General features: G+C 57.5%; 25 protein-coding genes. 15 read left to right on the top strand and 10 right to left on the bottom strand.

Annotated features, from left to right (window positions below; genetic code table 11):
* Nucleotides 1-20 precede the first annotated feature (20 nt).
* Together wbaP and H6G07_RS07120 are read left to right on the top strand one after the other, a co-directional pair.
* A complete protein-coding gene (gene wbaP, locus H6G07_RS07125) occupies nt 21-1,418 on the top strand; it encodes an undecaprenyl-phosphate galactose phosphotransferase WbaP (protein ID WP_242026656.1) in 1,398 nt (465 codons plus the stop codon).
* The gene (locus H6G07_RS07120) at nt 1,405-2,697 is read left to right on the top strand and encodes an O-antigen ligase family protein (RefSeq protein ID WP_073607687.1); all 1,293 of its coding nucleotides are present in this window, start codon (nt 1,405-1,407) and stop codon (nt 2,695-2,697) included. Before wbaP ends, H6G07_RS07120 begins: the two co-directional genes overlap by 14 nt.
* Here the strand turns inward: H6G07_RS07120 and petL are convergent.
* Nucleotides 2,654-2,749: a cytochrome b6-f complex subunit PetL gene (gene petL / locus H6G07_RS26840; protein ID WP_073607686.1), complete on the bottom strand. Its 96-nt coding sequence runs from the start codon at nt 2,747-2,749 to the stop codon at nt 2,654-2,656. The genes H6G07_RS07120 and petL overlap by 44 nt on opposite strands.
* Before the next feature lie 193 nt (nt 2,750-2,942).
* On the opposite strand from petL, the gene aroB reads away from it, so the two are divergent.
* From aroB to H6G07_RS07095, 4 genes are all read left to right on the top strand, one after another.
* Nucleotides 2,943-4,046 (top strand): 3-dehydroquinate synthase, encoded by a 1,104-nt coding sequence (aroB, locus tag H6G07_RS07110; protein WP_073607685.1) that lies wholly within the window; start codon nt 2,943-2,945, stop codon nt 4,044-4,046.
* A 97-nt stretch (nt 4,047-4,143) separates the two neighbouring features.
* Nucleotides 4,144-4,785 (top strand): imidazoleglycerol-phosphate dehydratase HisB, encoded by a 642-nt coding sequence (gene hisB / locus H6G07_RS07105; RefSeq protein WP_073607684.1) that lies wholly within the window; start codon nt 4,144-4,146, stop codon nt 4,783-4,785.
* A 39-nt stretch (nt 4,786-4,824) separates the two neighbouring features.
* Nucleotides 4,825-5,565, top strand: a complete 741-nt coding sequence (locus tag H6G07_RS07100) for a class I SAM-dependent methyltransferase (protein ID WP_073607683.1) — start codon at nt 4,825-4,827, stop codon at nt 5,563-5,565.
* Nucleotides 5,566-5,712: 147 nt separating this feature from the next.
* Complete coding sequence (locus tag H6G07_RS07095) at nt 5,713-6,456, top strand: LmeA family phospholipid-binding protein (protein ID WP_073607682.1); 744 nt, start codon at nt 5,713-5,715, stop codon at nt 6,454-6,456.
* 50 nt (nt 6,457-6,506) lie between these two features.
* On the opposite strand, the gene H6G07_RS07090 is transcribed toward H6G07_RS07095, so the two are convergent.
* Nucleotides 6,507-7,100, bottom strand: coding sequence for a 3'-5' exonuclease (locus tag H6G07_RS07090; protein ID WP_084172965.1), 594 nt, complete (start codon nt 7,098-7,100; stop codon nt 6,507-6,509).
* Between the two features lie 124 nt (nt 7,101-7,224).
* On the opposite strand from H6G07_RS07090, the gene H6G07_RS07085 reads away from it, so the two are divergent.
* The gene (locus H6G07_RS07085; protein WP_190740697.1) at nt 7,225-7,419 is read left to right on the top strand and encodes a hypothetical protein; all 195 of its coding nucleotides are present in this window, start codon (nt 7,225-7,227) and stop codon (nt 7,417-7,419) included.
* 92 nt (nt 7,420-7,511) lie between these two features.
* Here H6G07_RS07085 and H6G07_RS07080 read toward each other — a convergent pair whose 3' ends face one another.
* Nucleotides 7,512-8,759: a cation:proton antiporter gene (locus H6G07_RS07080; protein WP_073607681.1), complete on the bottom strand. Its 1,248-nt coding sequence runs from the start codon at nt 8,757-8,759 to the stop codon at nt 7,512-7,514.
* A 144-nt stretch (nt 8,760-8,903) separates the two neighbouring features.
* On the opposite strand from H6G07_RS07080, the gene H6G07_RS07075 reads away from it, so the two are divergent.
* Nucleotides 8,904-9,941, top strand: coding sequence for a chemotaxis protein CheB (locus H6G07_RS07075; RefSeq protein ID WP_199311953.1), 1,038 nt, complete (start codon nt 8,904-8,906; stop codon nt 9,939-9,941).
* On the opposite strand, the gene H6G07_RS07070 is transcribed toward H6G07_RS07075, so the two are convergent.
* Nucleotides 9,938-10,441 carry a hypothetical protein gene (locus tag H6G07_RS07070; RefSeq protein WP_073607679.1) on the bottom strand — a complete coding sequence of 168 codons (504 nt, stop codon included), beginning with the start codon at nt 10,439-10,441 and terminating at the stop codon, nt 9,938-9,940. The genes H6G07_RS07075 and H6G07_RS07070 overlap by 4 nt on opposite strands.
* A 132-nt stretch (nt 10,442-10,573) precedes the next feature.
* On the opposite strand from H6G07_RS07070, the gene H6G07_RS07065 reads away from it, so the two are divergent.
* Both H6G07_RS07065 and H6G07_RS07060 read left to right on the top strand, forming a co-directional pair.
* Nucleotides 10,574-10,810 (top strand): hypothetical protein, encoded by a 237-nt coding sequence (locus H6G07_RS07065; protein WP_139296962.1) that lies wholly within the window; start codon nt 10,574-10,576, stop codon nt 10,808-10,810.
* A 275-nt stretch (nt 10,811-11,085) separates the two neighbouring features.
* Nucleotides 11,086-11,442, top strand: a complete 357-nt coding sequence (locus tag H6G07_RS07060) for a hypothetical protein (protein ID WP_073607676.1) — start codon at nt 11,086-11,088, stop codon at nt 11,440-11,442.
* 76 nt (nt 11,443-11,518) lie between these two features.
* Here H6G07_RS07060 and H6G07_RS07055 read toward each other — a convergent pair whose 3' ends face one another.
* On the bottom strand, nt 11,519-11,698 hold the full coding sequence (locus H6G07_RS07055) for a hypothetical protein (RefSeq protein WP_073607675.1): 180 nt from the start codon (nt 11,696-11,698) through the stop codon (nt 11,519-11,521).
* Nucleotides 11,699-11,923: 225 nt separating this feature from the next.
* On the bottom strand, nt 11,924-12,190 hold the full coding sequence (locus tag H6G07_RS07050; protein ID WP_139296961.1) for a hypothetical protein: 267 nt from the start codon (nt 12,188-12,190) through the stop codon (nt 11,924-11,926).
* 59 nt (nt 12,191-12,249) lie between these two features.
* Here H6G07_RS07050 and H6G07_RS26635 point away from each other — a divergent pair, with 59 nt between their 5' ends.
* From H6G07_RS26635 to H6G07_RS07030, 5 genes are all read left to right on the top strand, one after another.
* A complete protein-coding gene (locus H6G07_RS26635; protein ID WP_277882055.1) occupies nt 12,250-12,372 on the top strand; it encodes a hypothetical protein in 123 nt (40 codons plus the stop codon).
* A 3-nt stretch (nt 12,373-12,375) separates the two neighbouring features.
* Complete coding sequence (locus tag H6G07_RS07045; RefSeq protein WP_171972975.1) at nt 12,376-12,522, top strand: hypothetical protein; 147 nt, start codon at nt 12,376-12,378, stop codon at nt 12,520-12,522.
* A 206-nt stretch (nt 12,523-12,728) separates the two neighbouring features.
* Nucleotides 12,729-12,956 (top strand): antitoxin, encoded by a 228-nt coding sequence (locus H6G07_RS07040; RefSeq protein ID WP_073607673.1) that lies wholly within the window; start codon nt 12,729-12,731, stop codon nt 12,954-12,956.
* Nucleotides 12,957-13,358 carry a type II toxin-antitoxin system tRNA(fMet)-specific endonuclease VapC gene (vapC, locus tag H6G07_RS07035; protein WP_073607672.1) on the top strand — a complete coding sequence of 134 codons (402 nt, stop codon included), beginning with the start codon at nt 12,957-12,959 and terminating at the stop codon, nt 13,356-13,358.
* Nucleotides 13,359-13,594: 236 nt separating this feature from the next.
* Entirely contained in the window at nt 13,595-15,211 is a 1,617-nt protein-coding gene (locus tag H6G07_RS07030; protein WP_073607671.1) for an NAD(P)/FAD-dependent oxidoreductase, read from the top strand.
* A gap of 21 nt (nt 15,212-15,232) precedes the next feature.
* Here H6G07_RS07030 and H6G07_RS07025 read toward each other — a convergent pair whose 3' ends face one another.
* From H6G07_RS07025 to smc, 4 genes are all read right to left on the bottom strand, one after another.
* On the bottom strand, nt 15,233-15,484 hold the full coding sequence (locus H6G07_RS07025; protein ID WP_073607670.1) for a hypothetical protein: 252 nt from the start codon (nt 15,482-15,484) through the stop codon (nt 15,233-15,235).
* A 315-nt stretch (nt 15,485-15,799) separates the two neighbouring features.
* Entirely contained in the window at nt 15,800-16,408 is a 609-nt protein-coding gene (locus H6G07_RS07020; RefSeq protein WP_073607669.1) for a 2OG-Fe(II) oxygenase family protein, read from the bottom strand.
* 43 nt (nt 16,409-16,451) lie between these two features.
* On the bottom strand, nt 16,452-16,946 hold the full coding sequence (locus H6G07_RS07015; protein WP_073607668.1) for a DUF411 domain-containing protein: 495 nt from the start codon (nt 16,944-16,946) through the stop codon (nt 16,452-16,454).
* A gap of 283 nt (nt 16,947-17,229) precedes the next feature.
* Nucleotides 17,230-20,946, bottom strand: a complete 3,717-nt coding sequence (gene smc, locus H6G07_RS07010) for a chromosome segregation protein SMC (RefSeq protein WP_073607667.1) — start codon at nt 20,944-20,946, stop codon at nt 17,230-17,232.
* Nucleotides 20,947-21,077 lie beyond the last annotated feature (131 nt).

Below are 21,077 nucleotides of genomic sequence, written 5' to 3'. Positions count from 1 at the left end.
CAGTAATGTTGTCCTTGAGGATGTCAACCCGCTCCTTGCCGATGGTTGCCCTCCTCAGTCTGTCTGATTTGCTGGCCCTAGCCTTGGCTGGAAGTGCTGGGGTTCACTTACGGTTGGCCTTTGGCGGACAGTATCTGCCCAGTCTGTATGGCCAGCTGTGGCCGATATTAGGCGTATTTTTGTTGGCCTATGCGGTAGCTGGGCTTTACCCCGCAGTAGGTCTCAGCCCGGTAGATGAGCTACGGCGTATTTGTCTTTCGACTACCTTTACCTATCTGGTGCTAGCGGCGGGGCTCTTTCTTACCCGTGAGAGTGAAACCTACTCGCGCGGAGTGTTTTTGCTGGCCTGGCTGCTGTCGTTGCTGACGGTGCTGACCGGGCGGCTGATGGTGAAGCAGTGGTTTGCTCGCTACCCCTGGTGGGGCTACCAAGTGCTCATTTTGGGGGGTGGGCGCACCGGCGAGCTGGTGATTCAAACTCTGAAAAATCAGCCTGAGTTTGGCCTCAAACCCGTAGCCGTGCTGGATGACAGCCGGGCGCATGAGGGCAGTTTGTGCGGCGTGCCCATTGTCGGGCCTCTGTCAGCCGCGCCCCACCTGGCTCTCCGCCACGATATTCACTACGCCATTGTGGCCATGCCTGGGGTGCAGCGAGAAAAGCTGCTGCGGGTGCTGGAGCTGTATGGTCGCACCTTTCCCCATCTGTTGATGATTCCTGACCTGTTTGGGGTGGCCAGCCTGTGGGTTAGCTCAAAAGACCTGGGCGGCATTTTGGGCCTAGAAATTCGTCAACAGCTGCTGCTGCCGGGGCCGCGCCTGATCAAAACCCTGCTGGATTTGGTCTTGACCCTGATTATCGGCCTGTGTTTGCTGCCAGTGCTGGTGGTGATTGCGGTCTTGGTCAAGCTCGATTCGCGGGGGCCGCTTTTCTACGGACAGCCTCGCCTGGGGCAAAATAGCGCGCCCTTCACTGCGTGGAAGTTTCGCTCGATGGTGCCCCACGCTGCGCAGGTGCTCGATCGCTACCTAGACGAAAACCCTGAACTGCGAGAGCAGTGGGAGCGTGACCACAAGCTGCGCTACGACCCACGCATTACCCGCGTGGGCCGGTTTTTGCGCCGCACCAGCCTCGATGAGCTGCCCCAGCTATGGAATGTGCTCCGGGGTGAGATGAGCCTGGTTGGCCCGCGCCCGATCGTGACGGAGGAAATTGTTCGCTATGCCGACAAGTACAGCCTTTACACGAAGGTGCTGCCGGGCCTGACGGGGCTATGGCAGGTGTCGGGGCGCAACAATGTGTCCTACGAGGAGCGGGTCAACCTGGATGCCTACTACGTGAGAAACTGGTCGGTCTGGTTAGATGTCTATATTCTGCTGAGAACAGTGTGGGTGGTTGTAATTGGCGATGGAGCCTACTAGGTTAAAAGGGGCTGAGGCCGGTAGCATAGCCCAAGAACGGTTGGTTTTGGGCAGCTTGGTGGCGTTGCCCTACATCGTCTATGGGGCGATCGCGGGGTTGGTCTGGTTTTTGCTGGTCAATCTGTTCCAGGGCTGGCGGGCGATTGGGCGATTGCTCTACACCCAGGGCTGGCTCTGGCTGGCCCTAGGCCTTGGGGTCAGCGTAGCGCTTTCCCAAAACCCAGGGGAGTCAGCCCTGCAGGCGCTGAATTTTGTGCCGTTTTTTGTGCTCTACGGGGCGATCGCCATTGCTGTGCCCCAGTTTCGCCAGCCCTGGGCGACGCTGCACAACTGGGCTGTGGCGCTACTGGGGGCGACGGTGCCCGTCAACCTGACGGCGCTCGCGGAGTTTTACCTGCGATCGCCCGGCGGTCTGGCGCGCTGGGGCAGTCATCCTGGGCTGGCCTGGCTCTATGAGCAGACCAACTATGGCTATCGGGCCAGCGCCATGTTTGGCCACCCCAACGCCCTGGCTAACTACATGGTGATTGTGTTTGGGCTGGGGCTGGGGCTCTGCGCCTACTACCTCAACCGCCCTGAACTGCGGGCGAAAAGCGTTTGGATTTGCGCTGCCACGGCCCTAGTGCTGGTGGGCATTTACTGCTCGGGCTCGCGCAATGGGCTGCTGATTGCGGGCGTTCAACTGCTGCTGTTTGGGGGGCTGCTGCGGCCCTATCGCTATATTTTTTGGGCTGGGCTGGGGGCGATCGCGCTGCTCACTGCCAGCGCCCTGATCTGGGGCGTGGGGGGCCGCACCCTGCCCGAGGCCTTTGCCACTGTCTCGCTACGCTTTAGCGTCTGGCGCTTAGCCCTTGATATGATTCCGCACCACCCCTGGTTCGGCACGGGGCTGGGCACCTTTAAGCAGCTCTACGACCCGGCTGACTTTCCGGTAGCTGACGACTTTTTACCCCACGCCCACAACCTGTGGCTGATGCTCGCCGCCGAGGCCGGTATTCCGGTTGCCCTGGGGTTTACAGGCATAGTGGGGTGGATCTTGGGGCAGGGCACCTTTGCCCTGGCGACAGTTTCGCTTCCCCCTGACGCCATGGCCCTGCTGGCGGGCTACCTCACTGGCTTTGGCGGCACCGCAGCCTTTGCCATCTTTGATCTGGCCTTTTACGATGGCCGCATCAATATCTTGGGCTGGCTGCTGCTGGGCTGCATTCAGGCCATGGCGTACCTAACATTGACCGCTAAATCAGCTTCACGAGCCGGAGACCCAGGTACAGTCCAATAGCCGTACCCACCATGACCGACAAAAACAGCACGTAGGCAACTACACCACCCATAATTTCTCTCTCCACAACGGTTACGACTCTATATTGAACCACGGCGGGAGCGTGTGGGGGGAGTGGGGAGTCTGGGAGTGGGTTATGGAGTTTTGAGTTTTGAATTGACAACTCACAATTCAAAACTGAGCACTCAGAACTTCCCTCCCCTACACGCTAAAGTTTTAGAACACCTCCGTCCCTAGCTATCCCTATGAAATCCGTTATCCCTGTGCCGCTGCCGAGCAACCCCTACGATGTGGTGGTGGCCACTGACGGCATCGACCATCTGGGCACCTGGTTGAAGGGCGGTGAGTCGCCCCTGGTGAAGCCGGGGCAAAAGCTATTGCTGGTGTCAAATCCGGCAATTTTTAAGCGGTATGGCGATCGCGCCCTAGCCTCACTCATCCAGGCGGACTACGCCGTCGAAACCTGTCTGCTACCCGCTGGGGAACGCTACAAAACCCCTGGCTCGCTACAAAAAATTTACGACGCGGCCCTCGACTTTCACCTAGAGCGCAAGTCGGCGATGGTGGCCCTGGGGGGCGGTGTGGTGGGCGATATGACGGGCTTTGCCGCCGCCACCTGGCTGCGGGGGGTGAACGTGGTGCAGGTGCCCACCTCGCTGCTGGCCATGGTCGATGCCTCGATCGGGGGCAAGACCGGCGTCAACCATCCTCGCGGCAAAAACTTGATTGGGGCATTCCACCAGCCGCGTTTGGTGATGATCGACCCCACAGTGCTCAAAACCCTGCCCGTGCGCGAGTTTCGGGCGGGGATGGCAGAGGTGATTAAGTACGGTGTGATCTGGGATAGAGACCTGTTTGAAACCCTGGAAGCCGCGCCGCGCCTCGACCAGTATCGCTACGTAGGGGACGAGCTGCTGCACACCATTCTGACGCGATCGTGCCAGGCCAAGGCCGATGTGGTGTCTCAGGATGAGCGGGAAGCCGGGCTGCGGGCGATTCTCAACTATGGGCACACCATTGGCCACGCGGTCGAAAGTCTGATGAACTACCGGGGTGTCAACCATGGGGAAGCGGTGGCGATCGGCATGGTAGCGGTGGGCAAGATCGCCACCGCCCTCGACTACTGGACTGCCGCTGAGGAAACGCGGCAGCTAAAACTAATTGAGAAAGCGGGGCTACCCACCCAAATTCCGGCCCACCTAGCCGCCAAAGACATTCTCTCGCTGCTGCAGGGCGACAAAAAAGTGGAGGATGGCCAGGTGCGCTTTGTCATGCCGGATGGCTTGGGCGCGGCCAAGGTGACAGGCGACATTACCCATGAGCAAATTGTGGCGGTTCTAGAAAACTAGTATTGCTGGGATAAATTGCGTCTCTGTCTCGACGGTCACAGCCGGTTGGTGGATACAGACTTCGGTAAAATGAGACATTACCCGTCAGCAACCCGCCATGCAAACCCAAGACCGTCCAATTTCTGCTCCTGCCCCTGGTTTGGCCTACCCCAGCCGCAGCGCCAGCGTGAGCCGCGCCACCGGGGAAACCGACGTGCAGGTGAGCCTCAATTTGGACGGCACCGGGCAGTGTGAGGCCAAGACGGGCATTCCCTTTCTCGACCACATGCTGCACCAGATTTCGTCCCACGGGTTGATTGATTTAGAAGTACGGGCCACGGGCGACATTGAGATCGACGACCACCACACCAACGAGGATGTGGGCATCACCCTGGGGATGGCGCTGCACCAGGCCTTGGGCGATCGCAAGGGCATTACCCGCTTTGGCCATTTCGTCGCGCCGCTGGACGAATCGCTGGTGCAGGTGGCGCTAGATTTCTCAGGTCGGCCCCACCTCAGCTACGGGCTGGAGATTCCGACCCAGCGGGTGGGCACCTACGACACCCAGCTAGTGCGCGAGTTTTTTGTCGCCGTGGTCAACCACAGCCAAATGACCCTGCACATTCGCCAGCTCGACGGCATCAACTCGCACCATATTATTGAAGCCACCTTCAAGGCCTTTGCCCGCGCCATGCGCATGGCCACCGAGGTAGACCCCCGCCGATCGCACCTCATCCCCAGCTCAAAGGGTGTGATTTAGACGCCCTCCTGCCTGCCAACTGCGTAAACGAGGGTAGTTATGTTTAGACAGGTCACGCCGGGCACCACCAGCCGCCTCACCACCGTTGACCACAGCGAAACCTATGGCCGACACATCTTGGCCCAGGTGGTGCCCACCCTCGCGATCGATACCTGCCTCGACATTGGCTGCGGGGGAGGGCAAGATTTGCAGGTGGTCTTGGCCCAGCATCCCCAGGCCCAGTGCGTCGGGGTTGACTATGGCGATTGGCAGGCCGCCGCGCTAGCCGCCTCGGGCATCAAACCCATTTCCGTCAACATTGAAGCTGAGCCGCTGCCCATCGCTTCAGAGTCAGTCGATTTGGTCATTGCCAACCAGGTGCTAGAGCACACCAAAGAAATTTACTGGATCAACCACGAAATTTTTAGGGTGTTGAAGGTGGGCGGCTATTTTTATCTGGGGGTGCCCAACGTTTTGGCTCTGCACAATCGGCTCTTGGGTCTATTTGGGGTACATCCCACCTGTAGCAAGATGCTTTCGGCCCATGTGAGATCTTTTTCTAAACACGACACGCTCCTCTTTTATCGAGAAGTAGCGGGAGACTTGACCCAACTGGCAGGTTTCTATGGGTCGCAGTTTTATCCATTTCCCAAGCCTCTAGCTCGTCCTTTAGCCAATGCCCTGCCCAGCTTGGCCTTCTCAATTTTCTTTTTAATCAAAAAAACGAGACCCTACGAGGGGGAGTTTTTAAACCATTTGTCAAAGGTGTTTTTAGAAACCAATTTTTTTAGAGGCCATTAGCCCGCCTACCTAGGGCGCTGCGGCAGACCCGCTATTTATCCTCCCTTGGCAGACTATTGCTGGCCCCAAGACCCGCATCTCGACAGAGCGTAAACGCCTGGAATGCCGTCTAGACTATGCCTTCACCCCTATGGAAGGACACCTACGATGGCTAAAGGCAATTCAGATCTGGGAGAGCAGGCCCTGAGCAAAGCATTTGAGGTAGGGCTATCTACCCAGCTCGATGCCGCCGACCACCTAGATGCCGAGATTCGCACTAACCCGATCGCCCTGATGCAGGGAGAGCTAGAGTCAGCCGAAATTCTGGGGCGGGGTCTGGTGATCAAAAATGATCTGCGTACCGAGCAGCTTTCGGTCAAAACCGACGGCATCGCCATCGACCCCCTCAAGGCGGCCCTGGGCAATATTAAGCTGACGCGTCCTACCAACGCCAGCGCTGCGGTTGAGCTGACCGAAGTTGATATTGAGCGGGCCTGCAATTCTGACTATATTCAGCAGAAACTGAAGTCTTTGGAGGTCACCCTAGATGGCCGTCCGGTGCAGGTCAGTGCTGAGCAAATTGACTTCTCTCTGCCGGGGAATGGTCAGGTGGCGATCGCCGCCAGCGTGGTGCTCGATGAAACCGGCGAGCGGCAGCAGGTGGCCTTTCGCGCTACCCCGGCCCTGGGGCCCCAGGGCCATGAGGTGGTGCTAAACGATGTGCAAGTCGAGCCTGAAAACACTTCAGAACCCCTCACCCAGGGGCTGCTGGCGGCGGCCAAAGACCTGCTCGACCTGCACAATTTCACCCTCAGCGGCATGACGCTCCAACTGCAAAGTCTGGATGTTCAGCCAGGGAAGATCGCCCTACAGATGCAGGCCTATGTAGAGAAATTCCCTGGGGGGAGATAGCATAGGCGGTTTTGCTGGGGGTTAGCTTGCAGGGGAGACCGACTGCTTTGCTAAGGCGTCCGTCCCTGCGATCGCTTACGTACGGGCAATCTTCCCAAGTCGGTTGGCCTCGGTGTTTGGGACTGGCCCGCGCTAGCGCCAGACGCTGAGGCCACAAGCTGGGTTGGAATCAGCATCGCAATTTTTGCGCAGGCTTCCGCATCCGACAGGGCATCGTGATGGTTGAGGGGAATGCCTAGGTAGTCGCACACGTTGGGCAGCTTGGTGGGGCGAAGGTTCCAGGCCTGACGAGCCAGCTTCACCGTACAGACAAAGTCGGGTACTGGGGGCAAAATGCCGTAGGTCTGGCAGCAGGCGTGGAGCACGCTGCGATCGAAAGACGCGTTGTGGGCCACAAAAAAGTCGGCCCCCGTCAATATCGCCGCGATGTCGGGCCACAGCCCGGCAAAATCGGGCTCATTGGCCACCTGCCGCCAGGTAATGCCGTGGATGTGGGTGAACTCAAACACCCGTCGAGGGGGGCGAATCAGATAGTGAACTTTATCGACCACCTGGCCTTGCTCGACCCGCACTAGGCCAATAGCGCAGGCGCTGTCGCGGTAGCGATCGGCGGTTTCAAAATCGAGGGCTACAAAGGTTGTCATGGCAAAATTTTACAGGCACAGGGGCGGCAACGCTAAAACTCTGCCGCAACCGTGAGACGCGCTGGGTACCTTAAAGGTATTGAACTGAGCGATCGCAACGGCCTTTTAGGGATTTTTGCATATCATGCGTGGACTTTCTTTAGTTGGGTTATTCGTTGGGCTGGGGATTGTGGGGGCACTCATGGCTCACCAAAACAAGCCCGCCGAGACTGGCGAGACCGCTCTTCCCACTGAACAGATTGAGCAGGCCAACCAGGCTGCTGAGACAGTGGAGCAGCGGGCGGAGCAGCTTCAGCAAGATCTGCAAAAACTGCCCTAGTGACTGTCCTAAGCGCTGTTCAGCGATCGCAACGACAGATTCATGCCGAGCCATCCCCCCGCTGCATCCGGCGCTATCTCAAGAGCTGGGATCTAGTCGGGCAGCTCTTTCTCGATCGGGTTGCGACCGCCAATGTAGTGCTCGTACCACCGCATCAGCGGCGTCGAGGTGACGCCATGCAGCGTTACCGAGATAGCGACGGTAATGATTGTCACCCAGGCAATCAGCTCGCCCGCTTCGTCCTGTAAACCCTGACTCAGCGCATAGGCGAGATAGTACAGCGAACCCACACCGCGAATGCCAAACCAGCCGAATAGCCAGCGCGTGGCCGGGTGTACTGGAGAACCCATGGTGCTCACCCAGGCTCCCAGGGGGCGAATCACAAACAGCAGTGAGCCCGCGATTAGCAGGCCCGGCACCGCAAACTTCAGAATCGGCTCGACTCGCAGCAGCGACCCCAACAGCAAAATTGTGCCAATTTCGGTCAGTTTCTCCAGCCGTTCCATAAAGTTGAGGCGAGAGGCCGATCGCTCATCGCTCAGGCACTGGTTATACATCACCACACCAGCGACAAAGACGGCCAAAAAGCCGTAGCCGCGAACGATCTCGGCCACTGAGTAGGCGATTAGGATGGTGCTGAGGCCGACAAAATCTTCCATCAGCTCATCGACGGCCAGCCGTTTGGCAAAGTGCTGCTCTAGCCAGCAGACCCCCTTAGCCACCCCAATGCCCACCAGCAGCCCAGCGGCGATCGCCCAAACCAGATCGACGGCCACCCAGCGACCAAACCAGTTCTGCCAGTTGTCGTCTTCTAACCAGTGCAGCCCAAAGTAAACAAAGGGAAAGGCCAGCGCATCGTTGAGGCCGCCTTCAGAGGTGAGCCCAAAGCGCAGTTCGTCCTGGTCTTGGGGGTTGTTGAGCTGCACCTCAGAGGCCAAAACCGGGTCAGTAGGGGCCAAGATTGCCCCCAGCAAAATGCCGACGCCCCACTCTAGCTTGAGAAAAAAGTGGCCAATGGCGGCGATCGCAAAGATCGACATCGGCATCAAAAAGCCAATCAGCCGAATCGTCGAATTCCACGCCCAGCGCTTGAGCGGACGATTCATCTTGAGGCCGCAGCTAAACAGAGAAATCAACACCACCATCTCGGTCAACCGCTCTAAAAAGACGGTGTCGGGGCGCGCTCGTATCAGGTTAAAGCCGTAGGGACTCAGCACAATCCCCACAACCATATAGATCAGCGCGTAGGAGAGGGGCAACCGGCCAATCCAGCCCGACCCCAGGGTGACCGTCAGCAGCAGTAAGCCAATCACCAGCAGATCGAGAATGTAAATATCCACAGGTTGTCAAGGCCAAGGCATAAACCGCCCTTTTACTCTAGGGTCTAGATGCAGGAGCTAAGTGCAACCTGCGGTAGATCTTTTCCTGACTTAGCCTTGAGCCATTTAAGTTGGTAAAGCAGAAGATGCGCCAAACCTAAGGCTATGAAAGTGACAATGAATCAAAGCAAAGATCCAATGATCATTGTGGTTGGCGCGTCTGTTGGAGGAATGCAGGCCTTGACGCAGCTGATCGGGCAGTTTCCCAAAGATTTTCCGGCTTCCATTTTCATTGTTAACCACATGGGTGCAGAAACCACTGGAGACGTGCTGGTTGCCGCCTTAAATGCGAGTGGTGGGCTAACCTGCGAACAGGCCCACGACGAGCAATCTTTCCAAATCGGGCATGTTTATTTGGCACCCCCCGATCAACATATTTTGCTTGAAAAAGGCAAAGTTCTGGTTACCAAAGGCGCTCGCGAAAATCGTTATCGACCAGCCATTGATCCCCTATTTCGCTCCGCAGCGGTGGCCTATGGCAATCGCGTCATTGGCATCATTTTGACCGGATACCTGGATGATGGCACCAGTGGCATGATGGCCATCAAACGATGCGGCGGCGTTTGCATCGTCCAAGATCCGGTGGATGCGGCCTATCCAGACATGCCTCGGTCGGTCATAGCCAATGTGGGAGCTGATTATTGCTTGCCCATCGCCAAAATGGGAATGCTGCTGTCGGATCTAGTGCGGAGAAAATTACCCAGTCGCAAGCAGCCGCCAAAAGACATTGTGATCGAGGCGGAAATTGCCCAACGCGTTTTGAGCGATTTGCCCTCAGTTGAGGCGCTCGGCAAGCAGGTGCCCTTCAACTGCCCCGACTGTGGCGGGGTACTTTGGCAAATAACGGAAGGAGATTTTTTAAGGTATCGCTGTCATACAGGCCATGCCTTTACCTCGGCAGTGCTGCTTGCTCAGCAAACAGCCAAGATCGAAGAGACGCTGTGGGTTGCCCTACGGATGTTTGAGGAGCGCCAGAATTTGATTGCCACCATGGGCCAGAGTCAAGGCAATGCTTCTTCTTCAGTCTTACAGCGGGTTCAAGACTCTCAAGTTCATATCGATCGGATTCGCGCCATGTTAAAAGCTACCTATGAAGACACCCACAAAGACAACGACACTCACGATCAACAGGACGTTGACTAATCGCTGCCGCCCCATGTCCAGCGAGGATTGCCATCCCGCAAGCCCTTAAACAGAATGACGGCGGTGAACCCGTTGGCATCGCGCATTCCTGTCATGTCGAGGGTGGCCTTGACCTGGCCATTGATCATCTGAATGCGGATGTAGGAGTTAGCCTCGTGGGCCGCACCATCAATGCGGATCATGCCGCCCGATGCCTGGCAATTGCGGTATTCGGACTTGAGGGTGCCCACCCAGGTGGCGCTAAATTGATCAGACTGAGACAGTCGAATGTTGGTGGCAATGTCGCGCAGTTTGACCATGCCATCGATGGAAAAGCCGCCCTCAACGTAGGGTTGGGGAGTTTCGTGGGCCATGAGCCCAGCAGGGCAGCGGGTCTGGGAGCCACTCAACAGGGGCAGCACGCTCAGATCGATTGTGCTGGCCAAGGCGGCTGTGCCCAGGCTGCTCAAAATACTTAGCGGTAGGCCCCCCAACAGCGCCCAGCAAAACTTTATCGTCATCGTTATTGACTCCTTGGGCAGCACAGCGCGAAACGTAATCTGTACCCACAGCTACATCAGCCAAGTAAGGTATTCCTGACGGGCGATCGCAGCTACCGCAGACGCTCTGGCATCACCCGTTAGGTGCAAAAGGTGTTTCAAACCCTGATGCCAACGACCTTCGCTGCCTTGCAGATCCATCATAGGTTTCTGACTTTGGTCGATGTAGGGAACTTGTCCATGGGGATGACCTTAGCGATCGCCGCAAAAATGGAGGTGTTTTGGACTAACAGGCCGATGTTAATTGAATTCATCGCCCTATTGATTGAATTCGCGGCGGTGTTGGTTGAATTCACCGTCCCATTCATAAGTATCACTTTCGTGATCTAAATAAAAATGCAAGTGTTTATTATAAATGCGTTCCTGTTAATCGAATTCATCCGGCTATTCGTTGAATTCATCCACCTATTTTCAATCAACGCCCTCATTTTGCATAAAAGCAGCGCCTTTATGCTCTCTATCAACGGCCTCGCGCTGACCAATGACGGCAAATTTACTGAACCCTTCGCGCTTGTAAGCACATCTCAGCTCCCGCAAAACCATCAGTTTCAGGGCATTGGCCCCTGTGCCATCTTGAAAGGGTCAACCCTACAGAGGTGCATCTAATGCCTCGACAAAAAAGAAGTTCACCCGTGCTCGAAAAGGGCGTTCGCCGCGCCGCTGCGCTCAAATCAATTAGTGCCAGCCTAAATTTGGGCGATGGGCTGACCCTAGACAACTATCAGCTAGAGCTAGATAAGCTGCAATCGCAGCTAGCTACCTATAATGAATCGCTATCGTTTGTAGACCGCGCCCTTAGCGTAGTGCGCGACACTGAAAAAGAAATGAGAGTGCTGTCAGAGCGCATGCTGATTGCGGTGGCAGCTAAGTATGGCAAAGATAGCTATGAGTATGAAATGGCGGGCGGCATTCGCAAGAGCGATCGCAAGCGCCCCACCCGCAAGGTAGACATCGTGGCTTGATCTGCTTATCTCATGAACTCCCAGCATCCCCTCGGTAGGCTCAATCTACCGAGGGGATTTTGCATTACCAAACTATCTAGAGGTCATAGTAGGCCGCCTCATCTTCGGCGGATACCCACTCGCTCATTTGGGCTTTTATACCGCGTAGATAGTCTTGATCTGCCGCAATGGGATCATGAGCAGACAGCGCTTGCTGAGAGTCAGAATGTTGCTTTAGAACAATGACTTCGACGGTATCTCCTGTTTGAAAGAGCAAGTCCCTGAGTATGACATACCGTTTTCGGCAACCACAGCCTCAATTTTGTGAGCATTCATTTTGAGTCACCTACCTAAAACAGTAGGGTGGGCACTGCCCACCATTTACCTTTATCGTAAACAGTCATCTCTACGGACGGCTCCTCGGTCAGGGGACGGGTGCCTTGGGCTGAACACCAGATCTTTGGTAATTAGCAAAGGCACCCGTCCCCTTGGCGAAAGTCCCCTATTTAGGGCGGCTAAAGGGCATTCTTGGTGGGGCGGTTTTCCACATGAGGTCGATTTCTTCGGGGGTGAGGCCGTAGGCTTGGTTGACTAGCTCAGAGATGCGGTGCTCTAGCACTAGGCCGTCGCGGCGGCGCTGCTGAATGGGCAGGGCATAGTCGCCGTAGGCTTCGGTGAGGGTTTTGAGGTCTTTGGGGCCAAGGTTGCCTGACCCTTGGAGCGGCGTTTTTTGATTTCTTGAAAAAGTCGTCGAGGGAGAGGCTGGCAAAGTCGCTGAGTTTGTTGCCTGCTTTGTCGATGCCGTGCTCGATGTGAAACCAGTGGAGCATGTCGCGGGTGGCCTGCGCCGCCAATCACCGAGCGGTAGCCCAGGGCATCTTGAAACACATCTTTGAGAAAGTCGCCGTGGAGCGAGGTTTCTTTCACCACATCCAGAGTGCCGCTCTCTAGGGCTTGCACCCACTGCAAGAGCTTTTGGTGGCGATCGCCAATGTCGGCGGGAAACAAAAACCCCTTGAGCGCTTGGGTGAGGGTCTTGTCTTGAAACAGGCGGTGATGGCTGGGCTGGGGCATGCCGCTGGCGTTGGTAAGGCTACCTAACGTTACTGTCGATCTTGGCTCAAGCCGCTAGATTAGTCTGTTCCTTTAGTTATATTTACAGTGAAGGTGGCCGCTAATCCCCTCCAACAAGCGCTTAACTCCCAATCCAGCTATTCCTCCCCCTGCTGCTCACCTAAGCCTCCAAGGAGTTGGCTCATTCGCAGCCAAAGACATTGAACATCAACCCACCTAGAGAATCTACACCCATGAACACCGCCCAAATTAGCACCGATGGCACTCATCAAATTGTGATATTGCCTGAAACCTTTCAGATGACAGGTACTGAGGTCTACATTAAAAAAATTGGGAGTGCGATCGTTCTAATCGCTAAAGACAATCCCTGGCAATCCCTCTTTGAGAGCTTAGAGCAATTCTCTGACGACTTCATGACCACCAGAGATCAGCCTCCCCTCGACATTCGTGAGGCTTTCTAGATGCAATATCTGCTTGATACCAACATTTGTATTTATCTGATTAAGCAAAAGCCTCCTAAAGTTTTGGCGCGATTCAAAAACCTTGCTCTATCAGATATTTGCATTTCTTCTATCACCGTAGCAGAGCTAGAGTATGGTGCTTGCAAGAGCCAACAGCAAGAGAAAAACCGCAATGCTTTGATGCAATTTCTAATTCCGTTAGAAATTGTTGAGTTTGATCAAGCTGCTGCTGCCCTTTATGGCTCGATTAGAAGCGATCTGGAACGTAGGGGACTTGTCATTGGCTCAATGGACATGCTGATTGCTGCCCATGCCTTGAGCCTTGAAATTACTCTTGTAAGCAATAATGTGCGAGAGTTTTCACGCATCACTAACTTGTCTTTAGAAAACTGGGCAGAATAAGCCACCTCCAAAAAAGGCTGGCGTGACGGTTACGGCAATCGAACTACCAATGGGACAATGGAAAAAAATGCCGCATTTTGTCACAAATAGATAGATGACAGAATCGCGGCCCGCTTGATTATTTAGGTGGAGCAAGTCATAAGATGGGGTTATGAGCCAACAACCCGGTAGCGCAAACATCCCGCAGCCTGTCGTGAGTGAAGACGGCCCTATCGCGTCCATTCCCCTGTTCTTGTATGCTACGCCTCAGTCAAATCAAACTGCCCCTCGACCACCCCGAAGCCGCCCTAGAGGAGGCCATTCTCAAAAAGCTGCACCTGGCAGCGGCAGACCTGAGCCGCTTCACCATCTTCAAACGCAGCTACGATGCCCGCAAGAAGGGCAACATCGCCCTGGTCTACATCGTCGATGTGGAAACGCCCCAGGAAAAGGCGCTGCTCAAGCGGTTTAAGAAAGACGCCACGGTCACCGTGACCCCCGATCTGACCTACCGCCCAGTGGCCCACGCTCCCGAAGGATTTCAGAATCGCCCCATTGTGATTGGCATGGGGCCATGCGGCATGTTTGCGGGGCTGATGCTGGCGCAGATGGGGTTTCGACCGATTATTCTCGAACGGGGTAAGTCGGTGCGCGATCGCAGCGTTGACACCTTTGGCTTTTGGCTCAAAAAGACCCTCAACCCCGAGTCAAACGCCCAGTTTGGCGAAGGCGGCGCGGGCACGTTCTCCGATGGCAAGCTCTACAGCCAGGTGAGCGACCCCCACCACTATGGCCGCAAAGTGCTCACCGAGCTGGTGAATGCCGGGGCTTCTCCTGAAATTCTCTACATCAACAAGCCCCACATCGGCACCTACCGCCTGGTCAAAATCGTGCAGAACATGCGCGCCATGATCGAGTCTCTCGGCGGCGAAATTCGGTTTCAAACCCGCGTGACCGACATTGACATTGACCAGGGTCAGGTGCGCGGCGTGCGGCTCGACAACGGTGACTATTTGTCCAGCGACCACGTGGTGTTGGCCGTGGGCCACAGTGCCCGCGACACCTTTCATATGCTTCACGATCGCGGCGTCTATATCGAGGTAAAGCCCTTTTCCATCGGCTTTCGCATTGAGCACCCTCAGTCACTCATCGACCAGTGCCGATTGGGCGACCAGGCCGGGCACCCCCGCCTCGGCTCCGCCGACTACAAGCTGGTGCACCACTGCGAAAACGGGCGATCGGTCTACAGCTTTTGCATGTGCCCTGGCGGCAAGGTGGTCGCTGCCGCCTCAGAGCCGGGTCGCCTGGTGACCAACGGCATGAGCGAGTACGCGCGGGATGAGTCGAACGCCAACAGTGCGATCGTCGTGGGCATCACCCCCGAGGTCGACTATCCCGAGGGGCCGCTGGCGGGCATCGCACTCCAGCGCCGCCTGGAAGAGTTTGCCTTTGAGCTAGGCGGCGGCACCTACGAAGCCCCCGGCCAGCTCGTGGGAGATTTTTTGGCCAACCGTCCCTCGACCGCGTTTGGCGCGGTGCAGCCCTCCTACAAGCCGGGGGTGAAGCTGGGGGACTTGAGCGAGAGCCTGCCAGAGTATGCGATCGCCGCTATCCGCGAAGCCATCCCGGCCTTCGACCACAAAATCCACGGCTTTGCCATGGCTGACGCCGTGCTCACCGGTATCGAGACCCGCACCTCATCGCCCATTCGCATCAAGCGCAACGAGCAGTTTCAAAGCCTCAATACCGCTGGGCTATACCCCGCTGGTGAGGGGGCTGGCTATGCCGGGGGCATTTTATCCGCCGGTATCGACGGCATTCGGGTGGCAGAGGCCGTCGCCCTGAGTTTGGTTAAGGGCCAATCCCCCTCGTAGGGGCGCACGCGCGCCCCCGGCTCATCCTCTTTGGGGGGCCGATCGCCGGGCGGGAAGCCTGCGCCGCGAGGGCTTGTTCTCTGGCTCTAGCGAATCGGGGTGCTGGGCCTCCAGCAAAAACACCCGCCGCCCATCGGTAATGCGGTAGAGCGTGGTACAGGTGCAGTTATGGCCCTCCGCTTTGAGCTGGGCGGCCCGCAGGTCGCAGGCGGCCTGGGCTTGCTCAACCTCTTCCCAGTCGGTTTCGAGAAAGATTTCTTGAATTAAACTCATACAGCTAAAGAATGAAGAGTAAAGAATGAAAAAAGGAAGTGTTTAACGCGCTCGAATGATGGCGTTTTAGATCCCTTCAGCAGACACTTCACTGCCTGAGGCAGAGGTTTGAGAAGACTTTTGAAAAGCTCTATTTCTGGTATCAAAAGTGAAGCTCCCACTTCAATTCCCTTCTTAAAAGGGAGGTAAAAGTCCCTTTTGAGAGGGGCAGGAGGATCGGTAGATGCCCAAAACTACAGCAAGTCGCTTTTCAAGCGTCTTTTAAGACCTCTGATTAAAGATACTAAATTTGTACCTATAAGTGCTGCAATTGCCCTACCGCCGGGTTTTAGCGGGGGTGGCGGCTCTAGATTCGATCAAAAACTCAGGGATATTCCACAGAGCATCGGCATCGAGGCAGTACTGTTCGCACACTAGGCTGAGGCGGCTGCCTGCGCTGGCCATGGCGTTGACCGAGTGGGTCAGATCGCCTTGAAAGTGCAGCAGCAGACCGGCTTGGGGCCGAATCTGCGCCACCCGCTGCCGCCCCCGCTGCAATACCAGTTCGCCGCTGGCCAGGTCGTCGGGCACCTGCACGTAGAGCACGCTGACCTGCTCAGGGGGTTCAATGGTTTTGCAGTACGACCTGAGAGAGCGATCGATGTGGGGGTCAACCCGCGACCCCTGTTTCAACATCAGCGGGTTTAGATAAAAGGCGTTGCAGTTGGGCAGCAGCGCCTGGTCGAGGTAGGGCTTAAAAAAGGGAAACTGGCGATCGACCTCGGCTCGGCCCTCTGCTTTGAACACGACAGAAAAGCCTTTGGTGGCGACAAAATCGCGGTTGAGGTTGTTGGTGGCAAAGTAGCGGCACGACTGAATTGCCCCCCGCAGGTTGTGCAGGTAGGCAGCAGCGAAAGCCTCGGGTTGGCAGCGATAGTAGGGCATAGCGTGAGATCGGCGTGATCTAGGCCGGATTAGGTGGCGATGCTCACAGGTGTTCGGCAAAGGTAGCGGTTTCACCAGACTGGGTGAAGGAGACCACGGTGTAGGGGTCAACGCGATGGTCAGAGACCGGCCCAGAGGGGCCATCGCCCGTTTCCATTCCCGGCGAGCCCACTGGCATGCCCGGCGCGGCAATGCCTAGAATAGCGGGGCGCTCACTCAGCAACCGCTGCACATCCGACGCGGGCACATGGCCCTCAATGACGTAGCCCTCGACTATGGCCGTATGACAGGAGGCCAGCGCCTCGGGCACACCGTACTGATCCTTGATGGCATCCATGTCGTCTGTGACTACATCCCGCACATCGAATCCGGCGGCTTGCATGTGCTCAACCCAATGGCCGCAGCAGTTACAGGTGGGGCTGCGGTACACCGTGATCTCTGTTGCCGCCTGGGCCTGGGCAACGGGGGCACCGAGCAGGGCGATCGCAACCATCATCCCCACGGCCATCAGTCTGGCAATCAACCCACGACGATTCATTTGGCAATATCCCTAGGGTGTTGGTTTATTTGGCCCTACCTTAAGGATACTGAAATCTAGTGCTGACCATTCATCACTCGACCTTGTGCGAGGCGGGTTTATGACCCTGGCGATTTTTCGAGTTATTGACCAATGGTGGCACGGCGACCTGAACTAAATCTCGGTCTTTATCACCAGGGGGAGATCGGTCTACCGTCCTGGTTCTTAAGATATAAGGCGAATGAGAGCAGGCCTTGAACCCGACATGTCTTTTACAACAGGTTGTATCTACCTTGGTCAGAGACTATAGCGTCGCGCTTTGGGTCTCCAGATCGATGCCGAGCACCTGGGTGTAGGCTCCACGGGCCTGGGTGACGCCGATGGTGCGCTGGGCGGCTTCAATCATCGGGCGACGCAGGCTGACCACGATGAACTGGGCCTGCTCGGTCTGGTGCTTGATCATGCGCGAGAGGCGCTCTACGTTGGCCCCGTCGAGGAACATGTCAACCTCGTCAAAGGCGTAGAAGGGGGAGGGGCGGTAGCGCTGGAGGGCAAAGATGAAGCTCAGCGCGGTGAGGGATTTTTCGCCCCCGGACATGGAGGCCAGGCGGCGCACAGGCTTGCCCTTAGGGTGGGCGACGAGGTTGAGTCCACCGTTGAAGGGGTCTTCGGGGTCTTCGAGCTGGAGATGGCCGTCGCCATCGGAGAGTTCGGCAAAGATCGACTGGAAGTTGAGGTTGACGGCGTCGTAGGCTTCGGTAAAGGCTTGGCGGCGCAGGGTGGTGAAGGTCTCAATGCGCAGCAGCAGCTCGGTGCGCTCTTCTTCAAGAGTGGTGAGCTTGTGGGTTAGCTCAGTCAGGCGCTCTTCGGTGCGGTTATATTCTTCGAGGGCCAGCATGTTGACCGGCTCCATGGCTTCCATGCGGCGCTGGAGCGATCGCAGCTCTTTGCGCAACTCCTCCAAATCCGTTTCGGCGGGAATCTCGGGCAGGGGGTCGGGCAGCTCCGCTGCTTGAGTTGCTAGTAATTCTTGGGCTTCTGCGAGCTGCTGACGGCGTTCCTGCTGGGTTTCGAGCAGCTTTTGGCGCTCCCACTCCTGCTGCTGGGTCTGGGTACGTCGGGCGTGCAGCCGTCCCTCTAGCTCGTCACGGACGGCTTTTTCGGCGGCCAGGGTTTGGTCGAGGACGGCCATCTGCTGGCGCAGTTGGGCAATTTCACCCTTTAGCGCCGCTTGCTGCTGCTGGAGTTGGGTGAGCTGCTGGTCGCGCTCTGCCTGCTGCTGGGCCTGGGTGGTGAGGGTCTGCTGGGCCTGGGTCAGGGCCAGCTCAAGCTGCTGGCGCTGGTTGTGCAGCTCTTGTAACCGCCGCTCGGCGGCTTGGAGGGCCTGCTGGCGATCGCTCAACTGACTCTCTAGCTGCCCCACCGCCGCCTGGGCCGTCTGCCACTCGCTGTGGGCCACAGACTGCTCTAGCTCGCTTAGGGCCTGCTGCTGGCGAGCGATTTCGGCTTCTTGGACGGGCAGGGAGGCTGCGAGTTCTTGCAGGCGGGCCTGGGTGCTGGTCAGTTCTTGCTGGTGCTGACTGAGCTGGGCTTCGAGCTGGGCCTGCTGCTGAGCCTGCTGCTGCTGCTGGGTCTGCTGCTGTTCGTTCGCTAGCTGGAGTTCGCGGTATTGCTGGCGTTGGGCAATTAAGCTTTGGGTGAAAGTTTGTAGGGTTTCGGATAGGGTCTTGAGGTCGCGATCGCAGCGTTCTAGCATCACCTCAATATCCCCCAGCCGCTGGCGCAGGGCCTGGGCCTCGGTCGATTCTGCCGGTTCTACGGTGCCAAAGTGTAGGCTGCCCGAGCGTGACGACACGTTGCCCCCGGTCATCGCCCCGCTGGTTTCGAGAATTTCCCCTTCCAATGTGACGATGCGGTAGTCGCCGAGGTACTGCCGCGCCGAGGTGAGGCTGTCGAACACCACGGTGCTGCCAAAGGTGTAGCCAAAAATATCGCGATAGCGAGGGTCGCAGTCGATTAGGTTGACGGCGTAGTCGAGGAAGCCGTCGGGGCGCTTCCAGTCGGGGACGGGGGTGAAGCGGGGGGCGCGAATTTTGTTGAGGGGCAAGAAGGTGGCCCGTCCGGCCCGGCGCTGCTTGAGAAACTCGATGCCTTTGGCGGCCACCTGGTCGTTCTCGACTACGAGGTAGCCGAGGCGGGCCCCGGCGGCGATTTCTAGGGCGAGCTGATATTTGGGGTCTACCTTGCCCAACTGAGCTACTAGCCCGCTGATGCCCGCTAGGCCGCTGTCGAGCAGCAGTTTGGTGGCGTGGGTGCCCTGGCTTTCTTGCAAAGCCTGGGTTTGGGCTTCGAGCTTGTCGAGTTCGCGCTGTTTGTCGCGCTGTTCTTTGAGCAGGCGGGTTTGGGTGTCGCGCTGGACGGAGAGTTCGGCCTCGGCAGCGGCGATTTTGGCGGCGATCGCCTGGATCTCTTTTTCTGCTGCCGCTAAGCGCTGGGCGAACCCGGCATCGGCTTCAGCCGCCGCTGGCGCAGTCCCCAGGGTGCGGCGCTGCTCGGTCAGCGTCTCGATCTGTTGTTCGAGCTGGCGCAGGCGTTCCTGTAGGCGAATCTGCTCGGCCCGCTGGGGTTCGATCTCGCCCCGCAGGGTTTCGATCGCCTGGCGGAGCTGGGTCTGCTGCTGAATGCTGGCCTGGGATTCAGAGGCGATCGCCAAGGTTGCCTGGCGGCGTTCTTCGAGGGCCTGCTGCACCTGGTTTTTGGCGTCGGTCAGGGCAACTAGCTCTCCTGTGGTCAGCGACTCAATGGATTGCCCCACCTGCTCCCGATCGCGCTGCTGTTGTTGGCGAGCGATCTCGGTGTCGCGGCGCAGGGTGGCACCCTGGTTGGTGGCGTTGCGGTTTTCTTGCTCTTGGCGCTGGAGCTGGCGCAGCTCGGCCTCGTGGGTGGCCACCTGAGATTGCAGCGCTAGGTGCTCGTCTTCACCCATGGCCCGAATGTGGGCATTGAGGGTGGCGAGTTCGGCTTCGAGGGAGGCGATCGCCCCCTGACCCTGGGCGATTGCCTCGGCGAGCTGGGTAGATTTGGCCTCGCCCTGCTCTAGGGTTTGGCGCAGGGCGGCGATCGCCCGCTGCTGGCTCTGCCACAGCAGCACCGCCTCCCACTGACTCTTGGTCTGAAAGGTTTCCTTGAGGCGCTGGTACTTTTCAGCCTTCTGCCGGTCTTGGGCCAGGCGCTCTAGCTGAGCTTGCAGCTCGCGCTCGACAATGCGAAAGCGCTCTTCGTGGTCGCGCACGGCCTCTAGCTTGCCTCGGGCCTGGTCAATTTTGCGATCGAAGGCGGCGACCCCGGCTAGCTCGTCGATAATCTCTCGGCGCTCGCGGGAGTTCATCGAAATAATGCTGGTGACATCCCCCTGGAGCACCACGTTGTAGCCCTCGGGATAGACGTGGAACCGCTGCAGCTGCTCGTGGAGCTGGTTGAGGGTGCAGGGCTCGCCGTTGATGTAGTAATTAGAGGTGTAGGTGCCCTGGCTAGTGACCCGCAGTCGCCGGGTCACGCTCCACTCGCGGCCTGTAGGTAGCGTGACCACCTTGGCGGTGTCTGACTCAGAGACTTTGAGGGTGGGAGAGTTGCCGCTGTGGCCGTTGGTGCTGGCGATTCCCTGCAAGGGAGCTTTTGCCGACGCCCCATTTCCATTGGCATTATTCCCCTGAGACTTAGCCTCCCCGTCACTGTCGATCATCAGGTCGGCAGCCACATCGCTGAGGTCAAAGGTGACCGTGACGCTGGCTTCGGAGGTGGCGCGGCGGCTCATCTGGTTTTGGTTTACCAGGTCGGGCAGGCGATCGGCCCGCATGCCCTTAGAGCTGGCCAACCCCAAGCCAAACAGCAGCGCGTCTAAGATATTCGATTTACCTGAGCCGTTAGGCCCAGATATGACAGTAAACCCAGGCAACAGTGGAACCTGGGTTGTACCCCCAAACGATTTAAAGTGAGACAGCTCGACACGCTTGATGTGCACTGGCCAGCGTTACCTCAGGCTTGAAACAAGTGTACTATAGGACAGGAATTTTGGCTAACCCAACTTAAGCAGCTAGGATCCAACCTCCTAGCTAGGCTGATGCCGCCTAAGTTTAGTGCAAAGCAAAGGAT

The sequence above is a fragment of the Phormidium tenue FACHB-1052 genome, from assembly GCF_014696675.1.
GTDB classification, from domain to species: Bacteria; Cyanobacteriota; Cyanobacteriia; order Phormidesmidales; family Phormidesmidaceae; genus Nodosilinea; species Nodosilinea tenuis_A.
This window is presented reverse-complemented; position numbering and strand designations above follow the sequence as displayed.

Excerpts from the sequence above, each read along its gene's own strand:
- wbaP (WP_242026656.1), top strand. The coding sequence starts at position 21 with ATGTCAACCCGCTCCTTGCCGATGGTTGCCCTCCTCAGTCTGTCTGAT.
- H6G07_RS07120 (WP_073607687.1), top strand. The coding sequence starts at position 1,405 with ATGGAGCCTACTAGGTTAAAAGGGGCTGAGGCCGGTAGCATAGCCCAA.
- petL (WP_073607686.1), bottom strand. The coding sequence starts at position 2,749 with ATGGGTGGTGTAGTTGCCTACGTGCTGTTTTTGTCGGTCATGGTGGGT.
- aroB (WP_073607685.1), top strand. The coding sequence starts at position 2,943 with ATGAAATCCGTTATCCCTGTGCCGCTGCCGAGCAACCCCTACGATGTG.
- hisB (WP_073607684.1), top strand. The coding sequence starts at position 4,144 with ATGCAAACCCAAGACCGTCCAATTTCTGCTCCTGCCCCTGGTTTGGCC.
- H6G07_RS07100 (WP_073607683.1), top strand. The coding sequence starts at position 4,825 with ATGTTTAGACAGGTCACGCCGGGCACCACCAGCCGCCTCACCACCGTT.
- H6G07_RS07095 (WP_073607682.1), top strand. The coding sequence starts at position 5,713 with ATGGCTAAAGGCAATTCAGATCTGGGAGAGCAGGCCCTGAGCAAAGCA.
- H6G07_RS07090 (WP_084172965.1), bottom strand. The coding sequence starts at position 7,100 with ATGACAACCTTTGTAGCCCTCGATTTTGAAACCGCCGATCGCTACCGC.
- H6G07_RS07085 (WP_190740697.1), top strand. The coding sequence starts at position 7,225 with ATGCGTGGACTTTCTTTAGTTGGGTTATTCGTTGGGCTGGGGATTGTG.
- H6G07_RS07075 (WP_199311953.1), top strand. The coding sequence starts at position 8,904 with ATGAAAGTGACAATGAATCAAAGCAAAGATCCAATGATCATTGTGGTT.
- H6G07_RS07070 (WP_073607679.1), bottom strand. The coding sequence starts at position 10,441 with ATGACGATAAAGTTTTGCTGGGCGCTGTTGGGGGGCCTACCGCTAAGT.
- H6G07_RS07060 (WP_073607676.1), top strand. The coding sequence starts at position 11,086 with ATGCCTCGACAAAAAAGAAGTTCACCCGTGCTCGAAAAGGGCGTTCGC.
- H6G07_RS26635 (WP_277882055.1), top strand. The coding sequence starts at position 12,250 with ATGTCGCGGGTGGCCTGCGCCGCCAATCACCGAGCGGTAGCCCAGGGC.
- H6G07_RS07040 (WP_073607673.1), top strand. The coding sequence starts at position 12,729 with ATGAACACCGCCCAAATTAGCACCGATGGCACTCATCAAATTGTGATA.
- vapC (WP_073607672.1), top strand. The coding sequence starts at position 12,957 with ATGCAATATCTGCTTGATACCAACATTTGTATTTATCTGATTAAGCAA.
- H6G07_RS07030 (WP_073607671.1), top strand. The coding sequence starts at position 13,595 with ATGCTACGCCTCAGTCAAATCAAACTGCCCCTCGACCACCCCGAAGCC.
- H6G07_RS07025 (WP_073607670.1), bottom strand. The coding sequence starts at position 15,484 with ATGAGTTTAATTCAAGAAATCTTTCTCGAAACCGACTGGGAAGAGGTT.
- H6G07_RS07020 (WP_073607669.1), bottom strand. The coding sequence starts at position 16,408 with ATGCCCTACTATCGCTGCCAACCCGAGGCTTTCGCTGCTGCCTACCTG.
- H6G07_RS07015 (WP_073607668.1), bottom strand. The coding sequence starts at position 16,946 with ATGAATCGTCGTGGGTTGATTGCCAGACTGATGGCCGTGGGGATGATG.